Origin of the sequence: Micromonospora sp. NPDC005237, from assembly GCF_040607775.1 — a bacterium.
In the GTDB taxonomy this organism is placed as follows: domain Bacteria; phylum Actinomycetota; class Actinomycetes; order Mycobacteriales; family Micromonosporaceae; genus Micromonospora.
The window spans coordinates 238,791-261,791 of sequence record NZ_JBEXHJ010000008.1 but is presented as its reverse complement, the minus strand read 5'-3'; the positions used below and the strand labels follow the sequence as shown (position 1 = coordinate 261,791).

The window sequence follows — 23,001 nt, the reverse complement described above, 5'->3', positions numbered from 1 at the left end:
TCCCGAGCCCGAACGTGCCTGGCGGACCCTTGCGGCCGTGGCCGCGTACCACTCATCTCAGGAGGACCGATGACACCCGAGGACGAGACCTTTCTCCGCCGCGCCGTCGAACTCGCCAGCCAGGCGGGGGCCTCCGGCGAACGGCCGTTCGGCTCGTTGCTTGTCGACGCCGACGGCACCGTTCTGATCGAGGATCACAACACCGTGGTCTCGGACGCGGACATCACGGCTCATCCGGAACTGAAGCTGGCCCGTTGGGCCGCTCGGGAACTCTCGCGCGACGTGGCCGCCCGCACCACCATGTTCACCAGTTGCCAGCCCTGCCCGATGTGCGCGACAGCGATCGACCGGTCCGGCCTCGGCCGGGTGGTGTACGCCCTGTCCGGCGAGCAGTTCGAGGAGGTCAAGCCGGCCACCACCCCGGCGCTGCCTCCGGTCCGCTACGAGGGGCCGGCGCTGTTCGACGAGGCGCGCCAGCCGATCGACAACTACTACTAGCCGCAGCGCACCGGAAGTTGACAGTGGCCCGGCTGCCGGAGCAGGGTTGATGAGTGACAACGATGTCAACGGACAAAAGGGAATAATGGCCCCTCTTGATTCCCTCCGTGTCGCACCGCGGTCGGACGGCCAGCTCCCGGCGTACCGTAAGCGGGTTTTCCGGCGCGGACCCGGTTCGTCCGCCGATCCTTGCCGTATGCCCCTTCGCTCCTCGACGGTGACCAGCTGAGATGACCGACGTGCCCCGCTCCGACACCGAAACGACCCCTGCCCCGGCAGGGTCACCCGACCTGCCCGACCTGGACGGGTTCCTCGCCGACCAGACCCACACGCTGCTCGACACCGCCCGTCGCGCGGTCCGCCCCGAGGGCGGGTTCTGGTGGCTCACCGACGACCGCACCCCGGACCGTGGCGAACCCCTCTACACGTGGATCACCTGCCGGATGACCCACGTGGCCGCGCTCGCCCACCGCAACGGCGACCCGGATGCCGCCGCCCTCGTCGACCACGGCGTCGCCGCGCTCAGCACGCTGCTGCGCGACGACCGGTACGGCGGCTGGTTCGGTGCCGTGGACCAGCAGGGCACGCCGACCGACGAGCGCAAGGCCGGCTACGACCACGCGTTCGTGCTGCTCGCCGCGTCCAGCGCCGCCCGGGCCGGACGACCCGGCGCGGACCGCCTGCTCGCCGACGTGCTCGCCGTGGTGCGGGACCGGTTCTGGGACGACGACGCGGGCGCGGTCCGCGAATCGTGGAACCGGGACTGGACGGTCACCGAGGACTACCGCGGCGCCAACAGCAGCATGCACATGGTCGAGGCGTTCCTCGCCGCTGCCGCCGCCACCGGCGACGCGAGCTGGACCGACCGGGCGCTGCGGATCGCCACCCACCTGGTGCACACCGAGGCCGCCCGGCACGACTGGCGGCTGCCCGAGCACTTCACGGCCGACTGGACGCCCCTGCTCGACTACAACCGGGACCAGCCCGCCGACCCGTTCCGGCCGTACGGCTCGACGATGGGCCACTGGCTGGAGTGGGCCCGGCTGCTGCTGGAGATGGAGGCGGTCCTGCCGCAGCCGCCGGGCTGGCTGCTCGCCGACGCCCGTACCCTCTTCGCGGCCGCCGTGCGGCGCGGCTGGGCGGTCGACGGCGCCGACGGCTTCGTCTACACGATCGACTGGGACGACCGGCCGGTGGTCCGCTCCCGGATGCACTGGGTGCTGGCCGAGGCCATCGGCGCGGCGATCACCCTGCACCGCCGCACCGGGGACGCGGTCTACGCCGACTGGTACCGGGTCTTCTGGGCGTACGCGCGCCGCTACCTGATCGACGGCACCGGCTGGCGGCACGAGCTGGACGAGCGGAACCTGCCCGCCGACACGGTCTGGCACGGCCGGCCGGACGTCTACCACGCGTACCAGGCGGTGCTGCTGTCCCGCTCGGCCGGCGGGCTCGGTGGTCCCGGCCCGCTCGCCCCCGGCGCGGTGACCGCATGATCGTGGTGGCGGGCGAGGCCCTCATCGACCTGGTGGTCACCGCCGAGGGGCAGCGGGCGGTGCCAGGTGGGTCCCCGGCGAACGTGGCGGTCACCCTGGCGCGGCTCGACGAGCCGGTGCGGCTGCTGGCCCGGCTCGGCCCCGACGAGTACGGCCGGCAGATCGCCGAGCACCTGGCGGCCAACCGGGTGGACCTGCGGTGGGCGGTCCGCGCCGCCGAGCCCACCTCGGTGGCGGTGGCCACCCTGAACACCACCGGGCAGGCCAGCTACGAGTTCCGGCTCTACGGCGCGGCGGACTGGCAGTGGACCCCGCAGGAGCTGCCCGACCTGGCCGGATCGTCGGCGACGGCCCTGCACACCGGGTCGCTGGCGCTCGCGCTCGCGCCCGGCGCGCAGGTGCTGGAGGGCCTGCTCTCCCGCGAACGCGACCGTGACGGGTTGACCATCTCGATCGACCTCAACCTCCGCCCGAGCATCGTCACGGACCGGGCCGCGGAGCAGGAGAGGACACGCCGCCAGATCCGCCTCGCGCACCTGGTCAAGGCCAGCGACGAGGATCTGACCTGGCTCTACCCGGACCGCTCGGTAAGCGACGTGCTTGCCGAATGGCGCGAGGCCGGGGTGTCCTGTGCGGTGGTCACCCGGGGCGGCGAGGGCGCGTGGTTGCTCGCCCCGAACGGTTCACTGCACGAACAACCGGCGGTACGCACCACAGTGGTCGACACCGTCGGCGCCGGCGACTCGTTCACCGGTGGCCTGCTGGCCGCGCTGGCCGACATCGACGCGCTCGGTGACCGGCCGGCCGACCGGCTCGCCGCGGTGACCGAGTCGCAGTGGACGACGGTGCTAAGCCAGGCGGCCACGGTGGCCGCGCTGACCTGCGCCCGCCGAGGTGCCAGCCCTCCGACCCGAGCAGAAGTCGAAGCCCTCCTGACCACGGCAACCTGACCCGCTGCCCTGCCCGGGGCGATCATGGACTTGTGGTGGGCGTTTACCACCACTTCGCGGCATACGCGAGGCACCACAAGTCCATGATCGCCCCGGGGGTGGGTTGGTTAGGAGAGGCCTCGGTGTAGGAGGCGGGTGGGGAGGACCGTCGTCGACGGCGGGGAGTCGTCGCCGGCTATGCGTTCGAACAGGCGCTCCGTCGCCACGCGGGCCAGCTCCCGCGTGTCGTACCCGACGACCGTCAACGGCCGGGGCATCAGGTGGGCCAGCTCGAAGTCGTCGAAGCCGACCAACGCCGCGTCGCTGCCCCGGCGGTGCAGCTCGGCGAGGGCGCCGACGGTGAGCCGGTTGTTGCCGCAGAAGAACGCGGTGGGCGGGTCGGGGAGGTCGAGCAGCGCGGCGACCGCCCGGCCGGCGTCCTCGGGAGCGATCAGGCGGTCGCGGACCAGCGAGTCGTCCGGCTCGACTCCGGCCGCCGCCAGCGCGGCCCGCGCGCCGACCAGCCGCTCACGCATGGTGGGGACGCTCGGCGCGCCGAGCAGGAGACCCACCCGCCGGTGCCCCTCGTCGAGCAGTGCGCCGACCCCGGCCCGGCCGCCACCTCGGTTGTCCAGCAGCACGGCGTCCGCGACCAGTCCCTGCGGCGGCCGGTCCAGGAAGACCACCGGCATGCCCAGCTCGACCTCGCGGCGCAGGAACGAGTGGTCGGGACCGGCCGGCACCACCAGCAGCCCGTCGACCCGACGCTGGGTGAAGTCCTGGAGGACGGCGCGTTCCCGCTCCGGGTCCTCCTCCGAGGAAGCGGTGATCAACATGGTGCCGTGCGCGGCGGCGATCTCGGCGGCGACGCTCGCGATGGTGGCGTAGAACGGGTTGGCGATCTCCTCGATCAGCAGCCCGACGGTGGCGTTGAGCTGCCGCGAGCGCAGGTTGCGCGCGATGTCGTTGCGCCGGAAACCCAGCTCGGCGATGGCGGCCAGCACACGGCCGAGCAGCTCCTGCCCCACCGGCTCGTCGTTGACCACCCGGGAGACCGTCTTCAGGCTGACCCCGGCGTGCCGGGCGACATCGACCATGGTCGGGCGTCGGCGGGCGGCCGACCTGGTCGGAGTCTGGGTCACGGGGTGGTCCTCCACGGCGGGCGCGGGTCAGCGGTCGAGAGCGGCGAGCGCGTCGACCGCCTTTCGGGCGGCGATCAGCACCGGATCCCAGACCGGCGCGTACGGCGGAGCGTAGCCGAGGTCGAGCGCGGTCATGTCATCCACCGTCATGCCGTTCCACAGTGCCACGGCCAACGTGTCGATCCGTTTGGCCGCCTCGGACCAGCCGACGATCTGCGCGCCGAGCAGCCGGCCGCTGGGTCGCTCGGCGATCAGCTTGACGGTCATCATCCGCGCGCCGGGGTAGTAGCCGGCCCGGTTGGTCGACTCGGCGACCACCGAGACGAACTCGAAGCCGGCCGCCTCGGCCTCGGACTCGCGCAGGCCCGTGCGACCCACCTCCAGGTCGCAGACCTTGGTCACCGCCGTGCCGATCACGCCCGGGAAGGTCGCGTACCCGCCGCCGATGTTGATGCCGGCCGCCCGGCCCTGCTTGTTGGCGTGCGTGCCCAGCGGCACGTGCACCGGCATTCCGCTGACCCGGTGCAGCGTCTCGACGGCGTCGCCCGCGGCCCAGACCCCGGGCAGCCCCGGCACCCGCATCCGGCGGTCCACCCGGATGCCACCCGTCGGCCCGATCGGAAAGCCGGCAGCCGTGGCGAGCGCGGTGTTCGCGCGTACGCCCAGACCCAGGACGACCACGTCGGTCGGCATCGGCCCCTCGGCCGTGACCACCGCGGACACCCGGCCGTCCCGCTGCTCCAGGCCGGTCACCCGCAGGCTGGTGCGGATCGTGACGCCGAGGCCGCGCATGGCCTCGGCGACGAGTTCGGCCATGTCGCCGTCGACCGTCGCCATGGGCTGTTCGCTCGCCTCGATCAGGGTCACCGCGAGGCCCCGCTCGATCAGCGCCTCGGCCATCTCGACGCCGATGTACCCGCCACCGATCACCACGGCCCGGCGCGGCCGCGGCTCGGCGTCCAGCCAGGCGCGCAGGGCCGCACCGTCGTCGAGGGTCTGCATCCCGAACACGCCGCCCGCGTCGGTGTCCGCCCACGGTGGCTGCACCGGCACCGCGCCCGCGGCGTACACCAGGTCGTCGAAGCGCTCGCGGACCTCGCCGCCGCCCTCCAGGTCCCGGGCGACCACCTCGCGCCGTTCGAGGTCGATGGCCGTCACCTCGTGCCGCATCCGCACGTCCATGGCGAACTGCGTGCGGAACGTCTCGGGCGTCCGCGTGATCAGCTCCTCCGGGCCGGACACCACCCCGCTGATCCAGTACGGGATGCCGCACGACGAGTAGGAGGTGAAGTGACCGCGCTCGAAGACCACGATCTCCAGGTCGTCACGACCGCGGCGGCGTCGCGCCTGGGATGCCGCCGACATGCCGGCGGCATCCCCGCCGATGACGATCAGTCGTTGCGCCACGGGATCATCCTGTCACGGGCGTGTTCAGCCGCGGGTCTGTCGCGCCACGTCCTGCACCACGTCGACGAGCCGTCCGGTACGGGCGTACACGGCACGCTGCCGGGCCGCGCCGGTGCCGTGGCGGCGCAGCCCGCCCAACAGGTCGGACACCTCCGCCCAGTCGCCGTGCTGCTCCAACGCCGGCCGCACCCGCTCCACGAACCGGTCCAGCAGCTCCCAGGCCGGGCGCAGCTCGCCGGTGGTGACGTCGACGCCGTCGCCCTCCAGGCCGTCGTGGGCGGCCCTCCAGTGCGCGCCGACCAGCAGGTGGTGGTCCGTGCGCAGGGCCGGCCGGCCCGCCTCGACGTCGGCCATGGCGGTGGCCACGAGTGCCCGGACCAGCGCGGCGACCAGCACCGCATCGTCCACCGTCGGGCAGACGTCGCCGATCCGCAGCTCCACGGTCGGGTACTTCGCCGACAGCCGGGCGTACCAGTAGAGCATCCCCTCGTCGAGCATCACCCCGCTGGAGATCAACTGACGGATCAGCCGCTGGTAGTGCTCGTGCGACTCCAACCAGGGCGTCGGCGCCACCGACGGCCAGCGCTCCCACTCCACCGAGCGCCAGCTCGCGTAGCCGGTGTCCTCGCCGCCGGCGAACGGCGAGTTGGTGGTGATGGCGTGCAGCATCGGCAGCCACGGCCGGACGTGGTTGAGCACCTGCACGCCGGTCTCCGGATCGGGGACGCCCACGTGCACGTGCATGCCGTTGTTGCCGGGGCCGGGAACGAGCAGCCGGAAACGTTCGATCATCCGGTCGAAGCGGGGCTTGTCGACCACCGGCGGCACCGGGCCGTCCACCGGGCCGGTGCCGATGGCCAGCAGTCGTACGCCGGCCCGCTCGGCCGCGTCGGCGAGGGCCTTACGCAGTACGCCGAGGGAGTGCCGGATCGAGGACAGCTCAAGGCCGGGTGGACTGCCGATCTCGATCTGGCTGGTCTGGAACTCGCGCTCCACCTGACCGCGCAGTTCCGCCGGCACCTGCTCCAGCACCAGGTCCACTGCGGGCACCGCGGCTCCGGTGTGCGGGTCGACGAGCAGAAACTCCTCCTCGACACCCACGGTGAGCACATCGGTCCCCGCGGTCGTCCCGCCGGGTGCCTCCGCCAGCTGGCCCGTCATCGCGACACCACCGTCCGTTTCTGCCTCTCGCGGGTCCGTCCGCGTCGGTCGGCCGCTTGGTTACCCACAGTGGCAACGCCCGGAAACGTGGGACGGCGCGCTGCCCGCGCGTGTCGGCCACAACTGGCGCGTGGTGCCGCGCGGATCAGCCGGTCGGGGCGATCTCGATTCGGCCGGGCGGCGTGACAGCCGGTCCTATGCTGAGCCCGTGCCGGTGCCGCTGGGTTTCCTCTGGGTCGCGTGGATGTCCGCGTTCGCCCAGCTCACCATGCTGGCGGACCGCCCGGCCGACCTGCTGGCGGGGGCCGCCCTGACCGCCCTGGTCCTGTTCGCCGCGCTGCTCGCCGCGCACGTGCCCGCCCACGCGGGGGCAACGGGCGTCGCACGACGCTGGGCCGGGCTACGCGCCCGCGCCCGAGGTCGCCGGGTTCCCCGCCAGATCGACCCGGACGCCGCCGGACGACCTCGCCCCCGCGCACCCGGACGCCCCTTCGCCGCGTAGCGCCACACCGCCGCGCGGCCGATCCCACCGTCACCGGTCCTTCGCGCCGGCGGCCACCGCCGGGGGAGGACCCACCGGAATCGGACCGAGGGGTTTCCCATGCTCGCTTTCGCACCACTGCACGACGTTGTCGGCGCCGCCGGCACCGCGTTGTCCTGGCTCACCGATCTGCTCGAACCGTTGGCCGATGGCACGGCGACCGTCGTCGCCATCGTGCTGCTCACCATCGCCGTCCGGTTGCTCATCGCACCGCTGACCGTCGCGCAGGTCCGCGGGGAACGGCGCCGCGCGGCGCTCGCCCCCCGGGTGCGCGATCTCCAGCAGCGGTACGCCGACGACCCGGCGACCCTCCAGCGCGAGGTGTTCGCGCTGTACCGCTCGGCCGGCGCGAACCCGGTCGCCGGCTGCCTGCCGTTGCTGCTCCAGGCGCCGTTCCTGCTGGTGCTGTACCGGCTGTTCGCCACCGACGAGGGCGGCACGGGGCTGCTGGACGAACGGCTGGCCGGGGTGCCGTTGGGCCATCACGTGAGCGACGGGTTGGCCGGGGCGGCCGGGCCGCTCTTCGTCGTCCTGCTTGTCGCGCTGCTGGTGCTGGCCTGGTGGTCGTCGCGGCGGGCACGCCGGGCGTCGGCGGCGGTCGGCACGGTGGCCGGTACGCCCACCGAGGGGCCGGGCGCCGCCACGCTCGGCCGGCTGCTGCCCCTGCTGCCGTTCACGACCGTGCTGGTGGCGCTGGTGCTGCCGCTCGCGGCAGTGATCTACCTGGTGACGACGACCGCCTGGTCGGCGCTGGAGCAGGCGGTGCTGCGCCGTCCCCAGGCCGCCCCGTCGCCCGCCGACAACTCCCACCGCTGACGGCCGGGGAGGGCCCTGGTGACCGCCGGGGCCCTCCCGTTGCTCGGCACCCCTGGACAGAAACAGTTAACTGTCTTAATAATTAGCGGCAACGTTGACGTCCATGGATGCCCAGTCGGGCGCGGAGGGCCGCATGAAGCCTGCCAGATCCCTTGTCCTGTCCCTGGTCACCGCGCTCGCCGCGACGCTCGGCGCGGTCTGGGTCGCGCTGCCCGCGCTCGCGGCCGGCGCCACCGCCAGCTTCGTCAAGACCGCCGAGTGGGGCTCCGGCTGGGAGGGGAAGTACACCATCACCAACGGCGGAGGCTCGACCATCAATGGGTGGAGCCTCGCCTTCGACCTGCCGGCCGGCACCACCCTGGGCAGCTACTGGGACGCTCTGCTCACCTCCGCCGGGCAGCGGCACACCTTCACCAACCGGTCCTGGAACGGCACCATCGCCCCGGGCGCCTCGGTCTCCTTCGGCTTCCTGGCCAGCGGCTCCGGCTCGCCGAGCGGCTGCCAGCTGAACGGGGCGCCCTGCGGCGGCGGCACCCCACCGACCACGCCTCCGCCGACCACGGCGCCGCCGACCACCCCGCCGCCGACCACCGCACCCCCGACCACCGCACCCCCGACGACCCCACCGCCCACCGGCGGGCTGCCGAAGCACCTGCTCACCGGCTACTGGCACAACTTCGACAACCCCGCCGTCGAGCTGCGGCTGCGCGACGTCCCCATCGAGTACGACCTGGTCGCCGTCGCCTTCGCCGAGGCGACCACGACGCCCGGCGCGCTCACCTTCGGCATCGACCCCGGGCTCGCCGCCGCGCTGGGCGGGTACACCGACGCGGACTTCACCGCCGATGTGCGTACCCTGCACAGCCGCGGCCAACGGGTCATCCTCTCCGTCGGCGGCGAGGCCGGGCGGGTCACGGTCAACGACGCCGCCTCGGCCACCGTCTTCGCCGACACGGCCGCCGCGCTGATCGCCCGCTACGGCTTCGACGGGATCGACATCGACCTGGAGAACGGGCTCAACCCGACGTACATGGCGCAGGCGCTGCGCGCGCTGCGGGCCAAGGTCGGGTCGGGTCTGATCATCGCGATGGCGCCGCAGACCATCGACATGCAGAACCCGGCCGGCGGCTACTTCAAGCTGGCGCTCGACATCAAGGACATCCTCACAGTCGTCAACACCCAGTTCTACAACTCCGGGGCGATGCTCGGCTGCGACCAGAACGCCGCGTACGCCCAGGGCACTGTGAACTTCATCGTCGCGCTGGCCTGCATCCAACTGGAGGCCGGGTTGCGCCCCGACCAGGTCGGCCTCGGCCTGCCCGCCGGACCGGGCGCGGCCGGTGGCGGCATCGTCGCGCCCAGCGTGGTCAACGCCGCGCTGGACTGTCTGGCCCGGGGCACCAACTGCGGCAGCTTCCGGCCGCCGCGCACCTACCCCGGCATCCGAGGAGCGATGACCTGGTCGGTGAACTGGGACGTCAGCAACGGCAACGGTTTTGCCCGCACGGTGGCCCCGCACCTGGACACCCTGCCCTGAGCGGCGCCGACGCCCGTACCGGCGTCGGCGCACCACCTGCGCGGCCCGCACACCACCCGGCCGCGCAGGGCATCGGCACCACCCGCCCGCACGACCGAGCGCCGCTCGACGACGGGCGACATCCCCCACCACACCGGTCCCTGGAGGCCACCGTGAAACTCCGATCCCCCCGCGTGGCGACGTTCGCCGTCGCGCTGGCCGCCGCACTGGTGGCGGTCACCGTCGTGGCACCGCCGGCCGCGTCGGCCGCCACCGCCGCCTTCGCCCGCACCAGCAGCTGGAGCAGCGGGTACGAGGCGAAGTTCACCGTCACCAACAACACGTCCACGGCGATCACCTCCTGGGACGTGCAGTTCGACCTGCCGGCCGGCAGCACGGTCGGGTCGGCCTGGGACGCCCTGGTGACCAGCTCGGGTCAGCACGTGACCGCCCGCAACCAGTCCTGGAACGGCGCGTTGGCCGCCGGCGCGAGCACGTCGTTCGGCTTCATCGTCGCCGGCACCGGTGACCCCACCAACTGCACGGTCAACGGCGCGTCCTGCTCGGGCGGCCCCACCACCCCACCGGGAGCCCCCGGCACGCCCGGCGGCCTGCGGGTCACCGGCGCCACCGCCTCGGCGGTCTCGCTGGCCTGGAACGCGGTCGGTGGCACGGTGACCGGCTACCGGGTGTACGAGGGCTCGACGGTGCGCGCCACCGTCACCGGCACCTCGACGACCGTCTCCGGCCTGGCCGCCTGCTCGGCGCACAGCTACACGGTCGCCGCGTACAACTCGGCGGGGGAGTCGGCGCGGTCGGCGGCGGTCGCCGCGAGCACCACCGGCTGCACCGGTGGCGGCGGTTCGATGGCCGTCGCGCCCTACCTCTACCCGGGCTGGGGTGACCCGCCCGCCCCGGCGACCGTCATGTCGGCGACCGGCGTGAAGTGGTTCACCATCGCGTTCGTGCTCTCCGGTGGCGGCTGCACCCCGGCCTGGGACGGCAGCGGCCCGCTCACCGGCGGCGCGCACGCCAGCACCATCGCGGCCATCCGGGCGGCCGGCGGCGACGTGATCCCGTCCATCGGCGGCTGGAGCGGCAACAAGCTCGGCCCGAACTGCTCCTCGGCCAGCGCCCTGGCCGGCGCGTACCAGCAGGTGATCAACGCGTTCGGGCTCAAGGCGATCGACATCGACATCGAGAACAGCGACGAGTTCGAGAACGAGGTCGTACAGGACCGGATCCTCGGCGCGCTGAAGATCGTCAAACAGAACAACCCGGGCCTGAAGACGATCATCACGTTCGGCACGTCGACCACCGGCCCGTCGTACTACGGCACCCGCCTGATCAACCAGGCCGCCGCGCTGGGCGCCAACATCGACACCTTCACCATCATGCCGTTCGACTTCGGCGGCGGAGCCAACATGTACCAGAGCACTGTCAACGCGGCCGAGGGGCTGAAGAACACGCTGAAGACGGCCTTCGGCTGGTCCGACGCGACGGCGTACGCCCACATGGGCATCTCCGGGATGAACGGGCTCTCCGACCAGCAGGAGCTGACCTCGCCGGCCACCTGGACCCAGATCCGGGACTGGGCGAAGGCGCGCGGGCTGAGCCGGTTCACGTTCTGGTCGGTCAACCGGGACCGGCCGTGCCCGGGCGGGGGAGTCGTCTCCAACTGCTCCGGCATCGCGCAGAACACGTGGGAGTTCACGTCGATCAGCGCGCAGTTCAACTGAGCGCGACGCGGATCAGCGACCGGCGGTCACCGACCGCCGGTCGTCGCGCTCCCGGCGCCGGCGGACCTTACGGATCACCCAGCTGACCAGCATGACGGCGAAGACCGCGATGATCGCGTAATTGAACCAGTCGCTGTACCGCCCGACGTCCTGCCAGCGGCTGCCCAGCGCGTAGCCGGCGCCGACGATGAGCGCGTTCCACACCCCGCTGCCGATCGTGGTGAGCAGGACGAACTCACCGAGCGGCATCCGGTTGGCCCCGGCCGGGACGGAGACCAGGCTGCGGACCACCGGCACCACCCGGCCGATCAGCACCGCCCACCGGCCGTGCCGCTCGAACCAGCGGTCGGCCTTCTCCAGGTCGTCGCGGTCCACCAGCGGGATGCGGTCCAGCCAGCGCTTGAGCCGCTCCTCGCCCAGTGCCGCGCCGAGCCAGTAGAGCACCAGCGCGCCGACGAGCGAGCCGACCGTCGCGGCCAGCACCACGAGCACGACGTTGAACCGACCCTCGTGGGCCAGGAAACCGGCCATGGCCAGCACGATCTCGCTCGGGATCGGCGGGACGATGCTCTCCAACGCGACCAGCAGCGCCACGCCGACCGGGCCCGTCGCCTCGATCACCGAGGCCACCCACCCGGTCAGGCCGGTGAACTCGGACGGGTCACCAGTCTGGGCGTACGCCATTGGTCGTCCTTCCGATCCGGCTACCGGGGATCGGAAGGTCATACCCAGCGACCGGCGGCACACACCTGCGCGTGAGCCCTGCCACGCCGGCCGGGTCAGCCCTCCGGGTGCAGCGCGGTGTCGGCCGGGCCCTGCCGCCAACCGGTGAACACCACGGTGAGGCCGGCGCGCGTCGGCGCGCAGCAGAACGGGCCGGCCATCGCTTCGGCCGCCGGGTCCAACGGAGCGAGGCGGACCAGTCGCCAGGCCGCATCCGCGACCCGGGCCCGTACGGTCAGCGCGTCGCCGGCCCGGCTGACCCGTACGGTCACCTCCTGGCCGGTCCACCCCGGGACCGGGGACACCGACCAGTCGGAGAACTCCCGGGTCGCCACCGCGCCGAGCTGGGACTCGCCGTCGCTGACCTCGACGCCCGCCTTGACCCACGTCCCCTCGTCGACCCGGACCAGCACACCGGCCTGGTCGAACTGCGCCGAGAAGTCGAGGATGAAGCTCACCTCCATGGCGGCGCCGACCGGCAGCGGCGCCAGCAGGGCGGGGCCGTTGTCGTGGACAAAGCCGTAGCTGGTCCGCCGCCAGAAGTCCGTCTCCGCCCCGGCCTCGACGACCAGCTCGCCGGCCGGGCCCTCCTCGGCGCGGACCGGCGGGTGCAGCCAGGCGCCCCGGGCCCAGTCCAGCGGTTCGCTCGGCGGTACGAGGTCGATCTCCATGACCGGCACGGTAACCAACCGCGCTCGACCCCGCCGCCCGGGTTGGCCGACCGGGTTTGCCGTGGTGATCGACCGGAGATGTTCCTCCGGCATGGGTGACCGTTGGTATTCCGAAGCCGTCGTCTACTGCCTCGACATCGACACGTACGCCGACTCGGACGGCGACGGGGTCGGTGACATCCGTGGGCTGATCGGAAGGCTGGACTATCTGGCCCGGCTCGGCGTGACCTGCCTGTGGCTGCATCCGATCCACCCGTCGCCCAACCGCGACGACGGCTACGACGTCACCGACTTCTACAACGTGGACCCGCGCTTCGGCACCCTTGGTGACTTCGCCGAGCTGCTGCACCAGGCGCAGAACCGGGGCATCCGCGTGATCATCGACCTGGTGGTCAACCACACCTCCGACGAGCACCCGTGGTTCCAGTCCGCCCGCTCGTCGCCGGATTCGCCGTACCGCGACTGGTTCGTCTGGTCCGACACCGAGCCGGACGACCGGCACCAGGGCATGGTCTTCCCCGGTGAGCAGAAGGAGACCTGGAGCTACGACCGGACCGCCAAGGCGTGGTTCTACCACCGGTTCTACAAGTTCCAGCCGGACCTCAACTTCGCCAACCCGCAGGTCCGGGCCGAGGTCAAGAAGATCATGTCGTTCTGGCTCCAGCTCGGGGTCTCCGGCTTCCGGATGGACGCCGTGCCGTTCATCATCGAGCTGACCGAGCCGGGCAACCCGAACTCGCCGAAGGACTTCGAGTTCCTCACCGAGATGCGCCAGCATGTGCAGTGGCGGCGCGGCGACGCCGTCCTGCTGGCCGAGGCGAACGTCGAACCCGACCAACTGCCGACGTTCTTCGGCGACACCAGCGGCTCCGGCAACCGCATCCACATGCTCTTCGACTTCATGCTCAACGGCCGACTCATGCTCGCCCTGGCCCGGCAGGACCCGGAGTCGCTGATCGAGGCGTTGCGCGACACCCCGAAGCTGCCCGTCGGTGGGCAGTGGGCCACCTTCCTGCGCAACCACGACGAGATCGACCTGTCCCGGTTGACGACCGAACAGCGCAACCAGGTGTACGAGCAGTTCGGCCCGGACGAGAACATGCGCATCTACGACCGGGGCATCCGTCGCCGGCTCGCCCCGATGCTCGGCAACGACCGGCGGCGCATCGAGCTGGCGTACGCCCTGCAGTTCTCGATGCGCGGCACGCCGGTGCTGCGCTACGGCGAGGAGATCGGGATGGGCGAGGACCTGTCGCTGCCCGGTCGGGAGGCGATCCGTACCCCGATGCAGTGGTCGTACCAGCCGAACGCCGGCTTCTCCACCGCGGACCCGGAGAAGCTGGTCCGCCCGGTCATCGACAAGGGTGAGTTCGGCTACCAGAACGTCAACGTCACCGCCCAGCGCAGCGACTCGAAGTCGCTGCTCGCCTGGTTCGAGCGCATGATCCGTACGCTGCGGGAGGCCCCGGAGATCGGCTCCGGCTCGACCACCCACATCGACGTGGCGATGCCGGCCGGGGTGCTGGCGCACCGTGCGGACGGGCCGACCGGGACGATGGTCTTCGTGCACAACCTGGGCACCGATGACGTCGAGGTGGACCTGAGCAGCCTCGAACCGGAGGCCGACCTGCCGATCGACGTGCTCGCCGACCGTGGCTACGGCGAGTTGGGCAAGCTCGGCGCGGTGAAGGTCTCCGGGCACGGATACCGGTGGATTCGCCTATGCCGGGGTCGGGGGTTCTGACGTTAAGCTCCTCCGATCGACCCCACGTTACCGGGAGGTAATCATGTCGGAGGAGCCCCGCGTCGCCATCGTCACCGGAGCCGCGCGCGGTATCGGCGCGGCCACCGCCCGGCGGTTGGCCGCCGACGGGATGGCCGTCGCCGTGGTCGACATCGACGAGGCCGCCACCAAGGAGACGGTGGACGCCATCGTCGGCGCGGGCGGCCGTGCGCTCGGCGTGGGCGCCGACGTGTCCGACCGGGACCAGGTCGAGGCCGCCGTCGAGCGGGTCGCCGCCGAGTTGGGCGCGCCCACCGTGCTGGTCAACAACGCCGGTGTGCTTCGCGACAACCTGCTGTTCAAGATGACCAACGCCGACTGGGACACGGTCATGGGTGTGCACCTGCGCGGTGCGTTCCTGTTCAGCCAGGCCACCCAGAAGCACATGGTGGACCGCAAGTGGGGGCGGATCGTCAACATCTCCAGCACGTCCGCCCTGGGCAACCGGGGCCAGGCGAACTACGCCGCCGCCAAGGCGGGACTACAGGGCTTCACCAAGACGCTCGCCATCGAGCTGGGGCCGTTCGGGGTGACCGTCAACGCGGTCGCGCCGGGCTTCATCGTCACCGACATGACCGCGGCCACCGCCGCCCGGATGAAGGTCGACTTCGAGGACCTTCAGAAGCACGCCGCCGCCGAGATCCCGGTCCGCCGCCCGGGGCGCCCGGAGGACGTCGCGCACACCATCTCGTTCCTGACCAGTGAGGGGGCCGGCTTCGTCTCCGGCCAGGTCATCTACGTCGCCGGCGGCCCCCGGGCCTGACCCGCGCGCCCTCGTCACGCGGCCCGGCCGGTCAGGCCGGTCAGGCCGGGTCGCGGCGGGTGCGCCAGAGCCAGAACAGGCCGAGCACCGGCAGCACCAGCGGGATGTAGCCGTACCCGCTGCCGAACTGCGACCACACCGTCTCGTCGGGGAACAGGTCCTTGTCGACCACGCTGAGGATGCCGACGGCGACGACCCCGACCAACTCCGCCGAGCAGCAGGCCAGCGCCACCCGTCGGCCGGTGTGCCCGGCCCGGGCCAGACCCACCGCGGCCACGATGTAGATGAGCGCGGCCAGGGCGGAGAGCAGGTACGCCACCGGCGCCTCGTCGAACTTGGTGGCGATCTGCAGACCCGCCCGGCTGGTCGCCGCGATGGCGAAGAGCAGGTAGACCGCGATCAGCAACCGGCCTGGACCGGCGTTCGTGGCGCGTCGGGCCGGTCGTGTCTCAACCACCGAGGACCTCCCAGGTCTGCTGCAACCGGACCACCACGACCGGCGCGACCAGGCAGACCGCGCAGACGATCGCCGACCCCCAGCGGGTCGGTTCCATCCGGGCCAGCACCCAGGCCAGCGGCGGCAGGCAGACCAGCGTGGCCAGGTAGCCGTAGAACGCGCCGGGCTCGCCCGGCCGGTCCCCGCCACCGACCGCGACCAGGGCCAGCACCCCCAACGCGAGCAGCGCCACCTCCAGTACGGCCAGACCGGTGAACTGCACCCGGTCCGGTGGCCGGTGGCGTACCGCCGCGACCAGCGCCCATACGGCGACGAGCAGCGACAGCACGATCGACGCCGTCGCGAGGAGCCCGTCCACCGGCGAGTCGGCGGCCGCGCTCGTCATCGGCCCCACCTGGTCGTTGCCTCGGTCACCGGCACAGCCTACTAACCGTCGTAGTACCCGGGTCACGCTGCCTGGCCGCCGCGCCGGCAGCGAGTCGCCGACCGAGGTGCACGCGGCCCCTGTAGAGCTGCCCCACGAATGGGGCGCCGTCCGCGGTTGGCGGCCCGTGACCGACCGCTTTGGAGCGCGTCGTTCATTGGTCACAGGGGCGTTGGGCTGCTGTGGTTGGCGACCCGCCGCCGGTGAGCCGGGTGGGGCGACTAGCGTGGATCACGTCCGTGGCGTCGTCACGGTGCGGGGGAAACAGCGGAGGTACACGTGCTGCGGTTCGGCTTGTTCGGCACCGGTCACTGGGCGATCGAGACGCACGGTAAGGCGCTGCACGCACACCCGGACGCGGAACTGGTCGGCGTGTGGGGGCGTAACCCCGAGCGGGCGTCCGCGCTGGCCGAGCGGTACGGGGTGCCCGCCTACGCCGAGGTCGACGCGCTGATCGAACAGTGCGAAGCGATCGCTGTCGCGCTGCCGCCGGACATTCAGGCCGACATCGCGGTCCGTGCCGCCACCGCCGGCCGTCACCTGCTGCTGGACAAGCCACTGGCGCTCTCCGTCGAGGACGCCGACCGGGTGGTCGCCGCCGCCGAGGCGTCCGGGGTCGCCTCGGTCGTGTTCTTCACCCAGCGGTTCCAGCCCAACGTCACCGCGTTCCTCGCCGCGACCGCCGCCGCCGGAGGCTGGCAGCACGGCCGCACCACCGCCTTCGCGTCGATCTTCCAGGAGGGCAGCCCGTACGGCGGCTCCCTGTGGCGTCGCGAGCACGGCGCGCTCTGGGACATCGCCCCGCACGCGCTCTCCATCCTCCTGCCGGTGCTGGGGCGGGTGACCCAGGTGGCGGCGATGGACGGGCTGAGCGGGATGGTGCACCTGCTGCTCACCCACGAGGGCGGCGCCACCAGCAGCGCCTCGCTGTCCCTGGATGCCCCGCGTGAGGCGATGGCCCGGGAGTTCGTGTTCTACGGCGAGAACGGGATCGAGACCGTCCCGGTCGGCGAGAACGACGCTGCCACGGCGTTCGGTGTCGCGATCGACCAGCTCGTCGAGCAGGTGCGCACCGGCACCCGCGACCACCGCTGCGACGTCCGCTTCGGCCGCGAGGTCGTCGCGATCCTCGCCGCCGCCGAAACCGCCCGCGCCGAATCCCGCACCATCCCCCTCCAGTAACCCCACCCACCCCACCCAGCGCGCCCCCACCCACCCCACACCCTCGTGATCAAGAGGTTTGCGTCACGACACGCCGTGCCGCGTGACCCAAACCTCTTGATCACCGCGGCAAGCCGGCGGGGGGCCGGGCCGGGACAGGGCGGGGGCGGGGGGAAACGGGTGGGGGGTTGGGGTGGGGGTCGGTAGGGTGGTGGGCATGTTCACGCATGCCCTGATCGAGGGGGTCGGTACGTCGGCCGCCTGGGGTGCCCTGCTGGTGTCCCGTCCGCGCGTCCGGGCGTCCGGCCCTGACGGGCTGGGACGTGACCTGCCGCTGATCGGTCCACTTCGCGGTGCGCTGGGGCTGTCGCCCCGCCGCCGCTGATCCTTCGCCACGGCACGAGGCTGTCGCCTCGTCATCGCGTACCCGCGCATCGTCCAGGGCCGTCCGAGTCCCGATCCACTCGGACAGGTCCGGCAATTCCGGCTGCCTGTCCAGCCCGTCGCCGAGCGGCGACAGACAGGACGACGACCCGTGGCGCCTCGCCCGTTTCGATCAACCGAACGCGACCGGACCCGTCGCGTACTCAGCCAGAACTTTCTCGTCGACCGTGCGGCCGTCCAGCGGGTCATCCGCGCCGCCGACCCCGATCCGGCCGGGCTCCTGCTGGAGGTCGGCGCCGGCCGGGGGCAGCTCACCCGTCCGCTCGCGGCCCGGTGTGGGCGGCTGACGGCGTACGAGGTGGACCCGGCCGCCCGCCGCGCGTTGGCCGCCGTCTGCGCGGAGCTGTCCAACGTGGAGCACCGGCAGGCCGACTTCCTGGCCGCCGAGCCGCCACCGGAGCCGTTCGCGGTGGTCGGCAACATCCCGTGGTCGCTGACCTCCGCCGTGGTGCGGTGGTGCCTGGCCACGCCCCGGTTGCGGTCCGCGACCCTGCTCACCCAACTGGAGTACGCCCGCCGGCGCAGTGGCGACTACGGCCGGTGGACCCGGCTCACCGTCTCGACCTGGCCGGAGTTCGGGTGGCGGCTGGCGGGGCGGGTGCCGCGTACCGCGTTCCGGCCGGTGCCGGCGGTCGACGCCGGGATCCTGCGCATCGAACGGCGGCCGGAGCCGCTGCTGCCGGTGGCGGCTCTGCCGGCGTACCGAAGGCTCGTGGGGTGGGGTTTCGAGGGCGTCGGCGGCTCGCTCGCCGCGACCCTGCGCCGGCACCACCCGCCGGCCCGGGTCGCGGCCGCCCTGCGCGCGACGCGGATCGCGTCGGACACCCCCGTGGGGTACGTCTGGCCGGAGCAGTGGCTGGTGCTGTTCCGGCTGCTGCAGGCGCGGTGACCGGCCGGTCAGGCGAGGGTGATCAGCGCCTCGCTCAGCTCGGCCGGCGACTCGAACTGTTCGGCCGGCAACGCCTGCAACATCTGCAACAGGGCCGTGCTGGCCCCGTTCTCCTGCCCCCAACGGACGAGGTCCTCGCGGGAGACCGGGTAGTCGAGCCCGGCCAGGTACTCCTGCAACTGCACGCCGGTGACGGTCATGCCGGTCGGCTACCCGCTCGCCGCCCCCGTACACGCGCACGGCGTGTCGGTGGGGCGACGCGCCGACGGTTTGCCGGCGCGACCGCCGGGTAGCCGCTGCCATGCTGGTTCAGCGGCTCGGCGCGCCGAGCGACTTCGACCCATTGCTGGAGCGCGTCCGGGACGCCCGGGTGGTGATGATCGGCGAGTCCACCCACGGCAGCTACGACTACTACCGGCTGCGCGAGCAGCTCACCCGTCGGCTGATCGCGGAGTGCGGCTTCTCGTTCGTGGCCGTGGAGGGCGACTGGCCGGACTGCGACCGGGTGCACCGCTCGGTCACCGCCGCGCCGGGCGGGGCCCACGATCCACAGTTGGCGCTGGAGGGCTTCGAGCGGTGGCCGACCTGGATGTGGGCGAACGCCGAGGTGGCGCGCTTCTGCCGCTGGCTGCGAGCGTGGAACCTGGAGCGGCCGGAGGACGGGCGGGCGGGCTTCCACGGGCTCGACGTCTACAGCCTCTGGGAGTCGATGCAGGCGATCTTCGACTACCTGGGGGAGGAGGACCCGACCTCGTTGGAGGCGGCGCAGGACGCGTACCGGTGCTTCGAGCCGTACGGCAAGCGGGTCGAGGAGTACGGCGCGGCCAGCCGCTTCGTCTCCGCCCGCTGCGAGGAGGAGGTCGTCCGGCTGCTGGCGCGTACCCGGGAACAGGCCATGTCGGACGGCCCGGACCGCTTCTCGGCCTGGCAGAACGCGGAGGTGGTGGCCGGCGCGGAGCGTTACTACCGGGCGATGGTGGCCGGCGGCCCGGACTCGTGGAACATCCGTGACACCCACATGCAGGACACCCTGGACCGGCTGCTGCAACGCTACGGCCCGGACGCCCGCGGGATCGTCTGGGCGCACAACACGCACGTGGGCGACGCGCGGGCCACCGACATGGCCGCGGACGGCATGGTCAACATTGGTCAGTTGGCCCGCGAGCGGCACGGCGACGACGCGGTGGCGTTGGTCGGGTTCGGCACCTACCGGGGCACGGTGATCGCCGCTCCCCGGTGGGGTTCGCCCGCCGAGGCGATGGTGGTGCCGCCGGCGCGGGAGGGTTCGGTGGAGCGGCGGTTGCACGAGCTGATGCCGGAGCGGGCGGTGCTCGTCTTCGGCGGCGACGACCAGCCGGGCTGGGTCACCGAACCCGTGGATCACCGGGCGATCGGGGTGGTCTACGACCCGTCCTTCGAGTCCTGGGGCAACTACGTGCCGACCCGGCTGGGCGAACGCTACGACGCCTTCATCTGGTGCGACGAGACGACGGCCCTGCACCCGCTGGCGGTCCCCGCCGTGCCCGGTGAGATGGAGACGTACCCGGCCGGCGTGTGAGCAGTGCCGAAAGGTGCGGCGCCCGAGCGGGCGCCGCACCTTTCGTGGTCGGGACGGATCAGACCCGGGTGGGGGTCTGGGTCGTCAGGTGGGTACGGAGCCCCTCGCCCTCGATGTCGACGTTCGGCAGGGCGCGGGAGAGCCAGCGGGGCAGCCACCAGGCGCGGTCACCGAGCAGGGACATCACGGCCGGGACGATGGTCATGCGGACCACGAAGGCGTCGATGGCCACGCCGATGGCCAGCGCGAAGCCCATCGACTTGATCACCGGGTCGTCGAGGAAGACGAAGCCCCCGAACACCGAGATCATGATCAACGCGGCGGCGGTGACCACGCGGGCGCCGTGCCCCATGCCGCTGATCGTGGCCTGGCGGGCGGTCTCGCCGTGCACGAAGTCCTCGCGCATCCGGGACACCAGGAACACCTCGTAGTCCATCGCGAGCCCGAACAGGATGCCGATGAGCAGGATCGGCAGGAAGCTGATCAGCGGACCGGGCGTGTCCAGGCCCACCAGGTCGGCGAGGTGCCCCTGCTGGAACACCGCCACCGTGATGCCGAACGTGGCGGCGACGGTGAGCAGGAAGCCCAGCGCGGCCTTGACCGGCACCAGCAGCGAACGGAACACCAGCATCAGCAGCAGGACCGAGAGCCCGACCACCAGCAGCAGGTAGACCGGCAGCGCGTCGGAGAGCTTCTCGGAGACGTCGATGCCGATCGCGGTGACGCCGGTGAGCAGCACGTCCGCGTCGCGGATCCCGCTCACCGAGTCACGGATGTCGTGCACCACCGTCTCGGTGGCCTCGTCGGTCGGGCCGGTCTTCGGCACCACGCCGAGCAGCGCCGTCCGGCCGTCCGGGCTGAGTTGGGCGGGCGCCACCGCGAGGACGTTCTCGGTGCGCTGGAGCAGCGCGGTGACCTGCGGTACGGCGGCCGAGGTGGCCTGCGGCGAGTCACCGGCGACGACGACCGCCAGTCGACCGGTGAAGCCCGCGCCGAAGCCCTCGGTGATCAGGTCGTTCGACACCCGGGCCGGCGAGCCGACGGCCGCCGTCGAGGCGTCCGGCAGCGCCAGCCGCATGTCCGGCGTGGGCAGCGCGAGCAGCCCCAGGCCGAGCAGGCCGACCAGGATGACAGGTACGCGGAACCGGGTGACGAACCGCGCCCAGCGGAAGCCGAAGCGGGACCGGTCCTCGGTGGCCGCGTTCGTCTCGTTGGCCGCTCCGCTGGCGGTGGCGGCCGTCTCGTCGGTGGGGACGGCGCGCAGCCGGCGGGGGAGAACCCGGCGTCCGGCGAAGCCGAGCAGCGCCGGCTGGAGGGTGATGGCGACGAGCACGGCCACGGTGACGGTGCCGGCGGCGGCGAGACCCATCACGGTGAGGAACGGGATGTCCACCACGGCCAGTCCGGCGAGCGCGATGACGACGGTGGCGCCCGCGAAGACAACGGCGGAGCCGGCGGTGCCCACGGCCCGGCCGACGGCCTCGTCCGGGGGCAGACCGTCGAGCAGGTTCTGCCGGTGCCGGGAGGTGATGAACAGCGAGTAGTCGATGCCGACGGCGAGGCCGAGCATCAGCGCCAGGATCGGCGCCGTGCTGGTCAACTGGACGACGCCACTCAGCGCGAACAGCCCGGCCATGCCGGCGCCCACGCCGATCAGCGCGTTGAGCATGGTCATCCCGGCGGCCACCAGCGAGCCGAAGGTGATGATCAGGACGATCGCGGCAACCACGACGCCGAGCGCCTCGGTCGAGCCGATCTCCGGCTCCCCGCCCAGCACCTCGCCGCCCGGGGCGACCTGCCAACCCTGTGCCTTCGCCGCCGCGCCGACCTGCTCGTACGCGGCCTTCTGGTCGTCGGTCACCTCGTCCGCGCCGGTGGCGAACTGGACCTGGACCAGCGCGTACCGGCCGTCGGGCGAGACCGCGCCGACCTGGAGCGGGTTGACCGCGCCGACCACGCCGGGCAGCGTCCCGGCCTGCTGGACCAGCTCCTGCACCACGGCCTGGCCCTGTGGGGTGCCGAGTTGGCCGTCTCCGGGTGCCTTGACCGCGATGGTGCCGGTCGCGCCGCTGGCCGCCGGGAACTGCTCGGCGAGCAGGTCGAGAGCGCGCTGGCTCTCGGTGCCGGGCATGGTGAAGTTGCTCGCCGTCGGGCCGCGCAGGGTCGCCGCGGCCAGACCGGCGCCGACGAGTACGACGAGCCAGAGCGCGACGACGAGCCGTCGCCGGCGAAACGCGCCCCGGCCGAGCCGGTAGAGCAGGGTGGCCATCAGGAGTCCTTGTCCTCGGTCGTGGGTGGATGGGTCAGGGGTGCGTCGACGGGTTCGACGGCCCGCCGGACGAGGGCGAGCAGGGCGGCGCGCAGTTCGTCGTCGGGGATGTCGGCGAACTCGGCGCACGCCTCGGAGATGCCGGCCAGCAGCACCAGCGCGGCGATCCGGGCGCCCGGACGATCGGAGTGCCCGGCCAACGCGTCGCGCAGCCGGTCGGAGATCTCCTGGATGTGCGCGAACGCCGGCTGGCACAGCAGCTCGGGGAATTCACCGCGCAGCACCGCGATCTCCCGCCGGAACCGGACCGCGAGGTCGACGAAGCCCGCCGCGGCGACCTCCTGGGCGGCCGCGCCGGTCCGGCCGGTGAGCTGGTCGTCGAGGTCGCGCAGCACGCCGATCGCGGGTGCCATCAGCTCGGCGAGCAGGGCTTCCTTGTTGGCGAAGTGGTAGAGCACGGTGGCCTTGGAGCAGCCGACCTCGCGGGCGATGTCCTGCAACGAGGTGCCCCGGTAGCCGGTCACCGCGAACCGTCGCGCCGCCGCGGCGAGGATCTCGCCGTGCGTCTCGGACACCGCTCTGGCCATCACCGGTCCACCTCCGTGAACCAGCAT

At 72.5% G+C, this 23,001-nt stretch carries 23 protein-coding genes; 13 read left to right on the top strand and 10 right to left on the bottom strand.

Translation table 11 applies throughout. From position 1 onward, the window contains the following. Positions 1–69: 69 nt before the first annotated feature. The 3 genes from ABZT87_RS23100 to ABZT87_RS23090 all read left to right on the top strand — a co-directional run bounded on the left by ABZT87_RS23100 (position 70) and on the right by ABZT87_RS23090 (position 2,944). Positions 70–498: a nucleoside deaminase gene (locus ABZT87_RS23100; protein ID WP_355138008.1), complete on the top strand. Its 429-nt coding sequence runs from the start codon at positions 70–72 to the stop codon at positions 496–498. 230 nt (positions 499–728) lie between these two features. Continuing rightward, entirely contained in the window at positions 729–1,994 is a 1,266-nt protein-coding gene (locus ABZT87_RS23095) for an AGE family epimerase/isomerase (RefSeq protein ID WP_355138006.1), read from the top strand. Then, a complete protein-coding gene (locus tag ABZT87_RS23090) occupies positions 1,991–2,944 on the top strand; it encodes a carbohydrate kinase (protein ID WP_355138004.1) in 954 nt (317 codons plus the stop codon). Before ABZT87_RS23095 ends, ABZT87_RS23090 begins: the two co-directional genes overlap by 4 nt. Before the next feature lie 107 nt (positions 2,945–3,051). Here ABZT87_RS23090 and ABZT87_RS23085 read toward each other — a convergent pair whose 3' ends face one another. The 3 genes from ABZT87_RS23085 to ABZT87_RS23075 all read right to left on the bottom strand — a co-directional run bounded on the left by ABZT87_RS23085 (position 3,052) and on the right by ABZT87_RS23075 (position 6,633). After that, on the bottom strand, positions 3,052–4,020 hold the full coding sequence (locus tag ABZT87_RS23085) for a LacI family DNA-binding transcriptional regulator (protein WP_354860480.1): 969 nt from the start codon (positions 4,018–4,020) through the stop codon (positions 3,052–3,054). A gap of 72 nt (positions 4,021–4,092) precedes the next feature. Next, on the bottom strand, positions 4,093–5,472 hold the full coding sequence (locus ABZT87_RS23080; protein ID WP_355138002.1) for an FAD-dependent oxidoreductase: 1,380 nt from the start codon (positions 5,470–5,472) through the stop codon (positions 4,093–4,095). A 24-nt stretch (positions 5,473–5,496) separates the two neighbouring features. Further along, the gene (locus tag ABZT87_RS23075) at positions 5,497–6,633 is read right to left on the bottom strand and encodes a glutamate--cysteine ligase (RefSeq protein ID WP_355063594.1); all 1,137 of its coding nucleotides are present in this window, start codon (positions 6,631–6,633) and stop codon (positions 5,497–5,499) included. Positions 6,634–6,841: 208 nt separating this feature from the next. Between ABZT87_RS23075 and ABZT87_RS23070 the strand changes: the two genes are divergently transcribed. The 4 genes from ABZT87_RS23070 to ABZT87_RS23055 all read left to right on the top strand — a co-directional run bounded on the left by ABZT87_RS23070 (position 6,842) and on the right by ABZT87_RS23055 (position 11,245). Then, positions 6,842–7,135, top strand: coding sequence for a DUF6412 domain-containing protein (locus tag ABZT87_RS23070; RefSeq protein WP_354860455.1), 294 nt, complete (start codon positions 6,842–6,844; stop codon positions 7,133–7,135). Positions 7,136–7,234: 99 nt separating this feature from the next. Beyond that, positions 7,235–7,990: a membrane protein insertase YidC gene (gene yidC / locus ABZT87_RS23065; RefSeq protein ID WP_355138000.1), complete on the top strand. Its 756-nt coding sequence runs from the start codon at positions 7,235–7,237 to the stop codon at positions 7,988–7,990. A gap of 133 nt (positions 7,991–8,123) precedes the next feature. Next, positions 8,124–9,527 (top strand): cellulose binding domain-containing protein, encoded by a 1,404-nt coding sequence (locus ABZT87_RS23060; RefSeq protein WP_354860452.1) that lies wholly within the window; start codon positions 8,124–8,126, stop codon positions 9,525–9,527. 152 nt (positions 9,528–9,679) lie between these two features. Further along, the gene (locus tag ABZT87_RS23055; RefSeq protein ID WP_355137998.1) at positions 9,680–11,245 is read left to right on the top strand and encodes a cellulose binding domain-containing protein; all 1,566 of its coding nucleotides are present in this window, start codon (positions 9,680–9,682) and stop codon (positions 11,243–11,245) included. Between the two features lie 12 nt (positions 11,246–11,257). Here ABZT87_RS23055 and ABZT87_RS23050 read toward each other — a convergent pair whose 3' ends face one another. Together ABZT87_RS23050 and ABZT87_RS23045 are read right to left on the bottom strand one after the other, a co-directional pair. Continuing rightward, a complete protein-coding gene (locus tag ABZT87_RS23050) occupies positions 11,258–11,929 on the bottom strand; it encodes a DedA family protein (protein WP_354860450.1) in 672 nt (223 codons plus the stop codon). Positions 11,930–12,024: 95 nt separating this feature from the next. After that, positions 12,025–12,639, bottom strand: a complete 615-nt coding sequence (locus ABZT87_RS23045; RefSeq protein WP_354860448.1) for a DUF1349 domain-containing protein — start codon at positions 12,637–12,639, stop codon at positions 12,025–12,027. A gap of 91 nt (positions 12,640–12,730) precedes the next feature. On the opposite strand from ABZT87_RS23045, the gene ABZT87_RS23040 reads away from it, so the two are divergent. Further along, positions 12,731–14,383 (top strand): alpha-amylase family protein, encoded by a 1,653-nt coding sequence (locus ABZT87_RS23040; RefSeq protein WP_355063588.1) that lies wholly within the window; start codon positions 12,731–12,733, stop codon positions 14,381–14,383. Positions 14,384–14,426: 43 nt separating this feature from the next. Continuing rightward, positions 14,427–15,185, top strand: a complete 759-nt coding sequence (fabG, locus tag ABZT87_RS23035) for a 3-oxoacyl-ACP reductase FabG (protein WP_355137996.1) — start codon at positions 14,427–14,429, stop codon at positions 15,183–15,185. A 40-nt stretch (positions 15,186–15,225) separates the two neighbouring features. Here the strand turns inward: fabG and ABZT87_RS23030 are convergent, their stop codons facing one another. Together ABZT87_RS23030 and ABZT87_RS23025 are read right to left on the bottom strand one after the other, a co-directional pair. Then, a complete protein-coding gene (locus ABZT87_RS23030; RefSeq protein ID WP_355137994.1) occupies positions 15,226–15,642 on the bottom strand; it encodes a hypothetical protein in 417 nt (138 codons plus the stop codon). Further along, complete coding sequence (locus tag ABZT87_RS23025; protein WP_355137992.1) at positions 15,635–16,027, bottom strand: hypothetical protein; 393 nt, start codon at positions 16,025–16,027, stop codon at positions 15,635–15,637. Before ABZT87_RS23025 ends, ABZT87_RS23030 begins: the two co-directional genes overlap by 8 nt. 318 nt (positions 16,028–16,345) lie before the next feature. Between ABZT87_RS23025 and ABZT87_RS23020 the strand changes: the two genes are divergently transcribed. The 3 genes from ABZT87_RS23020 to erm all read left to right on the top strand — a co-directional run bounded on the left by ABZT87_RS23020 (position 16,346) and on the right by erm (position 18,560). After that, positions 16,346–17,248: a Gfo/Idh/MocA family oxidoreductase gene (locus ABZT87_RS23020; protein ID WP_355137990.1), complete on the top strand. Its 903-nt coding sequence runs from the start codon at positions 16,346–16,348 to the stop codon at positions 17,246–17,248. Positions 17,249–17,444: 196 nt separating this feature from the next. Next, the gene (locus ABZT87_RS23015) at positions 17,445–17,612 is read left to right on the top strand and encodes a hypothetical protein (RefSeq protein WP_355137988.1); all 168 of its coding nucleotides are present in this window, start codon (positions 17,445–17,447) and stop codon (positions 17,610–17,612) included. 150 nt (positions 17,613–17,762) lie between these two features. Continuing rightward, complete coding sequence (gene erm / locus ABZT87_RS23010; RefSeq protein WP_355137986.1) at positions 17,763–18,560, top strand: ErmE/ErmH/ErmO/ErmR family 23S rRNA (adenine(2058)-N(6))-methyltransferase; 798 nt, start codon at positions 17,763–17,765, stop codon at positions 18,558–18,560. Positions 18,561–18,568: 8 nt separating this feature from the next. Here the strand turns inward: erm and ABZT87_RS23005 are convergent, their stop codons facing one another. Continuing rightward, positions 18,569–18,760 (bottom strand): DUF2795 domain-containing protein, encoded by a 192-nt coding sequence (locus ABZT87_RS23005; RefSeq protein ID WP_354860441.1) that lies wholly within the window; start codon positions 18,758–18,760, stop codon positions 18,569–18,571. A 101-nt stretch (positions 18,761–18,861) separates the two neighbouring features. On the opposite strand from ABZT87_RS23005, the gene ABZT87_RS23000 reads away from it, so the two are divergent. Further along, entirely contained in the window at positions 18,862–20,118 is a 1,257-nt protein-coding gene (locus ABZT87_RS23000; RefSeq protein WP_354860477.1) for an erythromycin esterase family protein, read from the top strand. A gap of 58 nt (positions 20,119–20,176) precedes the next feature. Here the strand turns inward: ABZT87_RS23000 and ABZT87_RS22995 are convergent, their stop codons facing one another. Further along, positions 20,177–22,387 (bottom strand): MMPL family transporter, encoded by a 2,211-nt coding sequence (locus ABZT87_RS22995; RefSeq protein WP_355063582.1) that lies wholly within the window; start codon positions 22,385–22,387, stop codon positions 20,177–20,179. After that, complete coding sequence (locus tag ABZT87_RS22990; RefSeq protein WP_354859238.1) at positions 22,387–22,974, bottom strand: helix-turn-helix domain-containing protein; 588 nt, start codon at positions 22,972–22,974, stop codon at positions 22,387–22,389. Before ABZT87_RS22990 ends, ABZT87_RS22995 begins: the two co-directional genes overlap by 1 nt. Between the last annotated feature and the right edge of the window lie 27 nt (positions 22,975–23,001).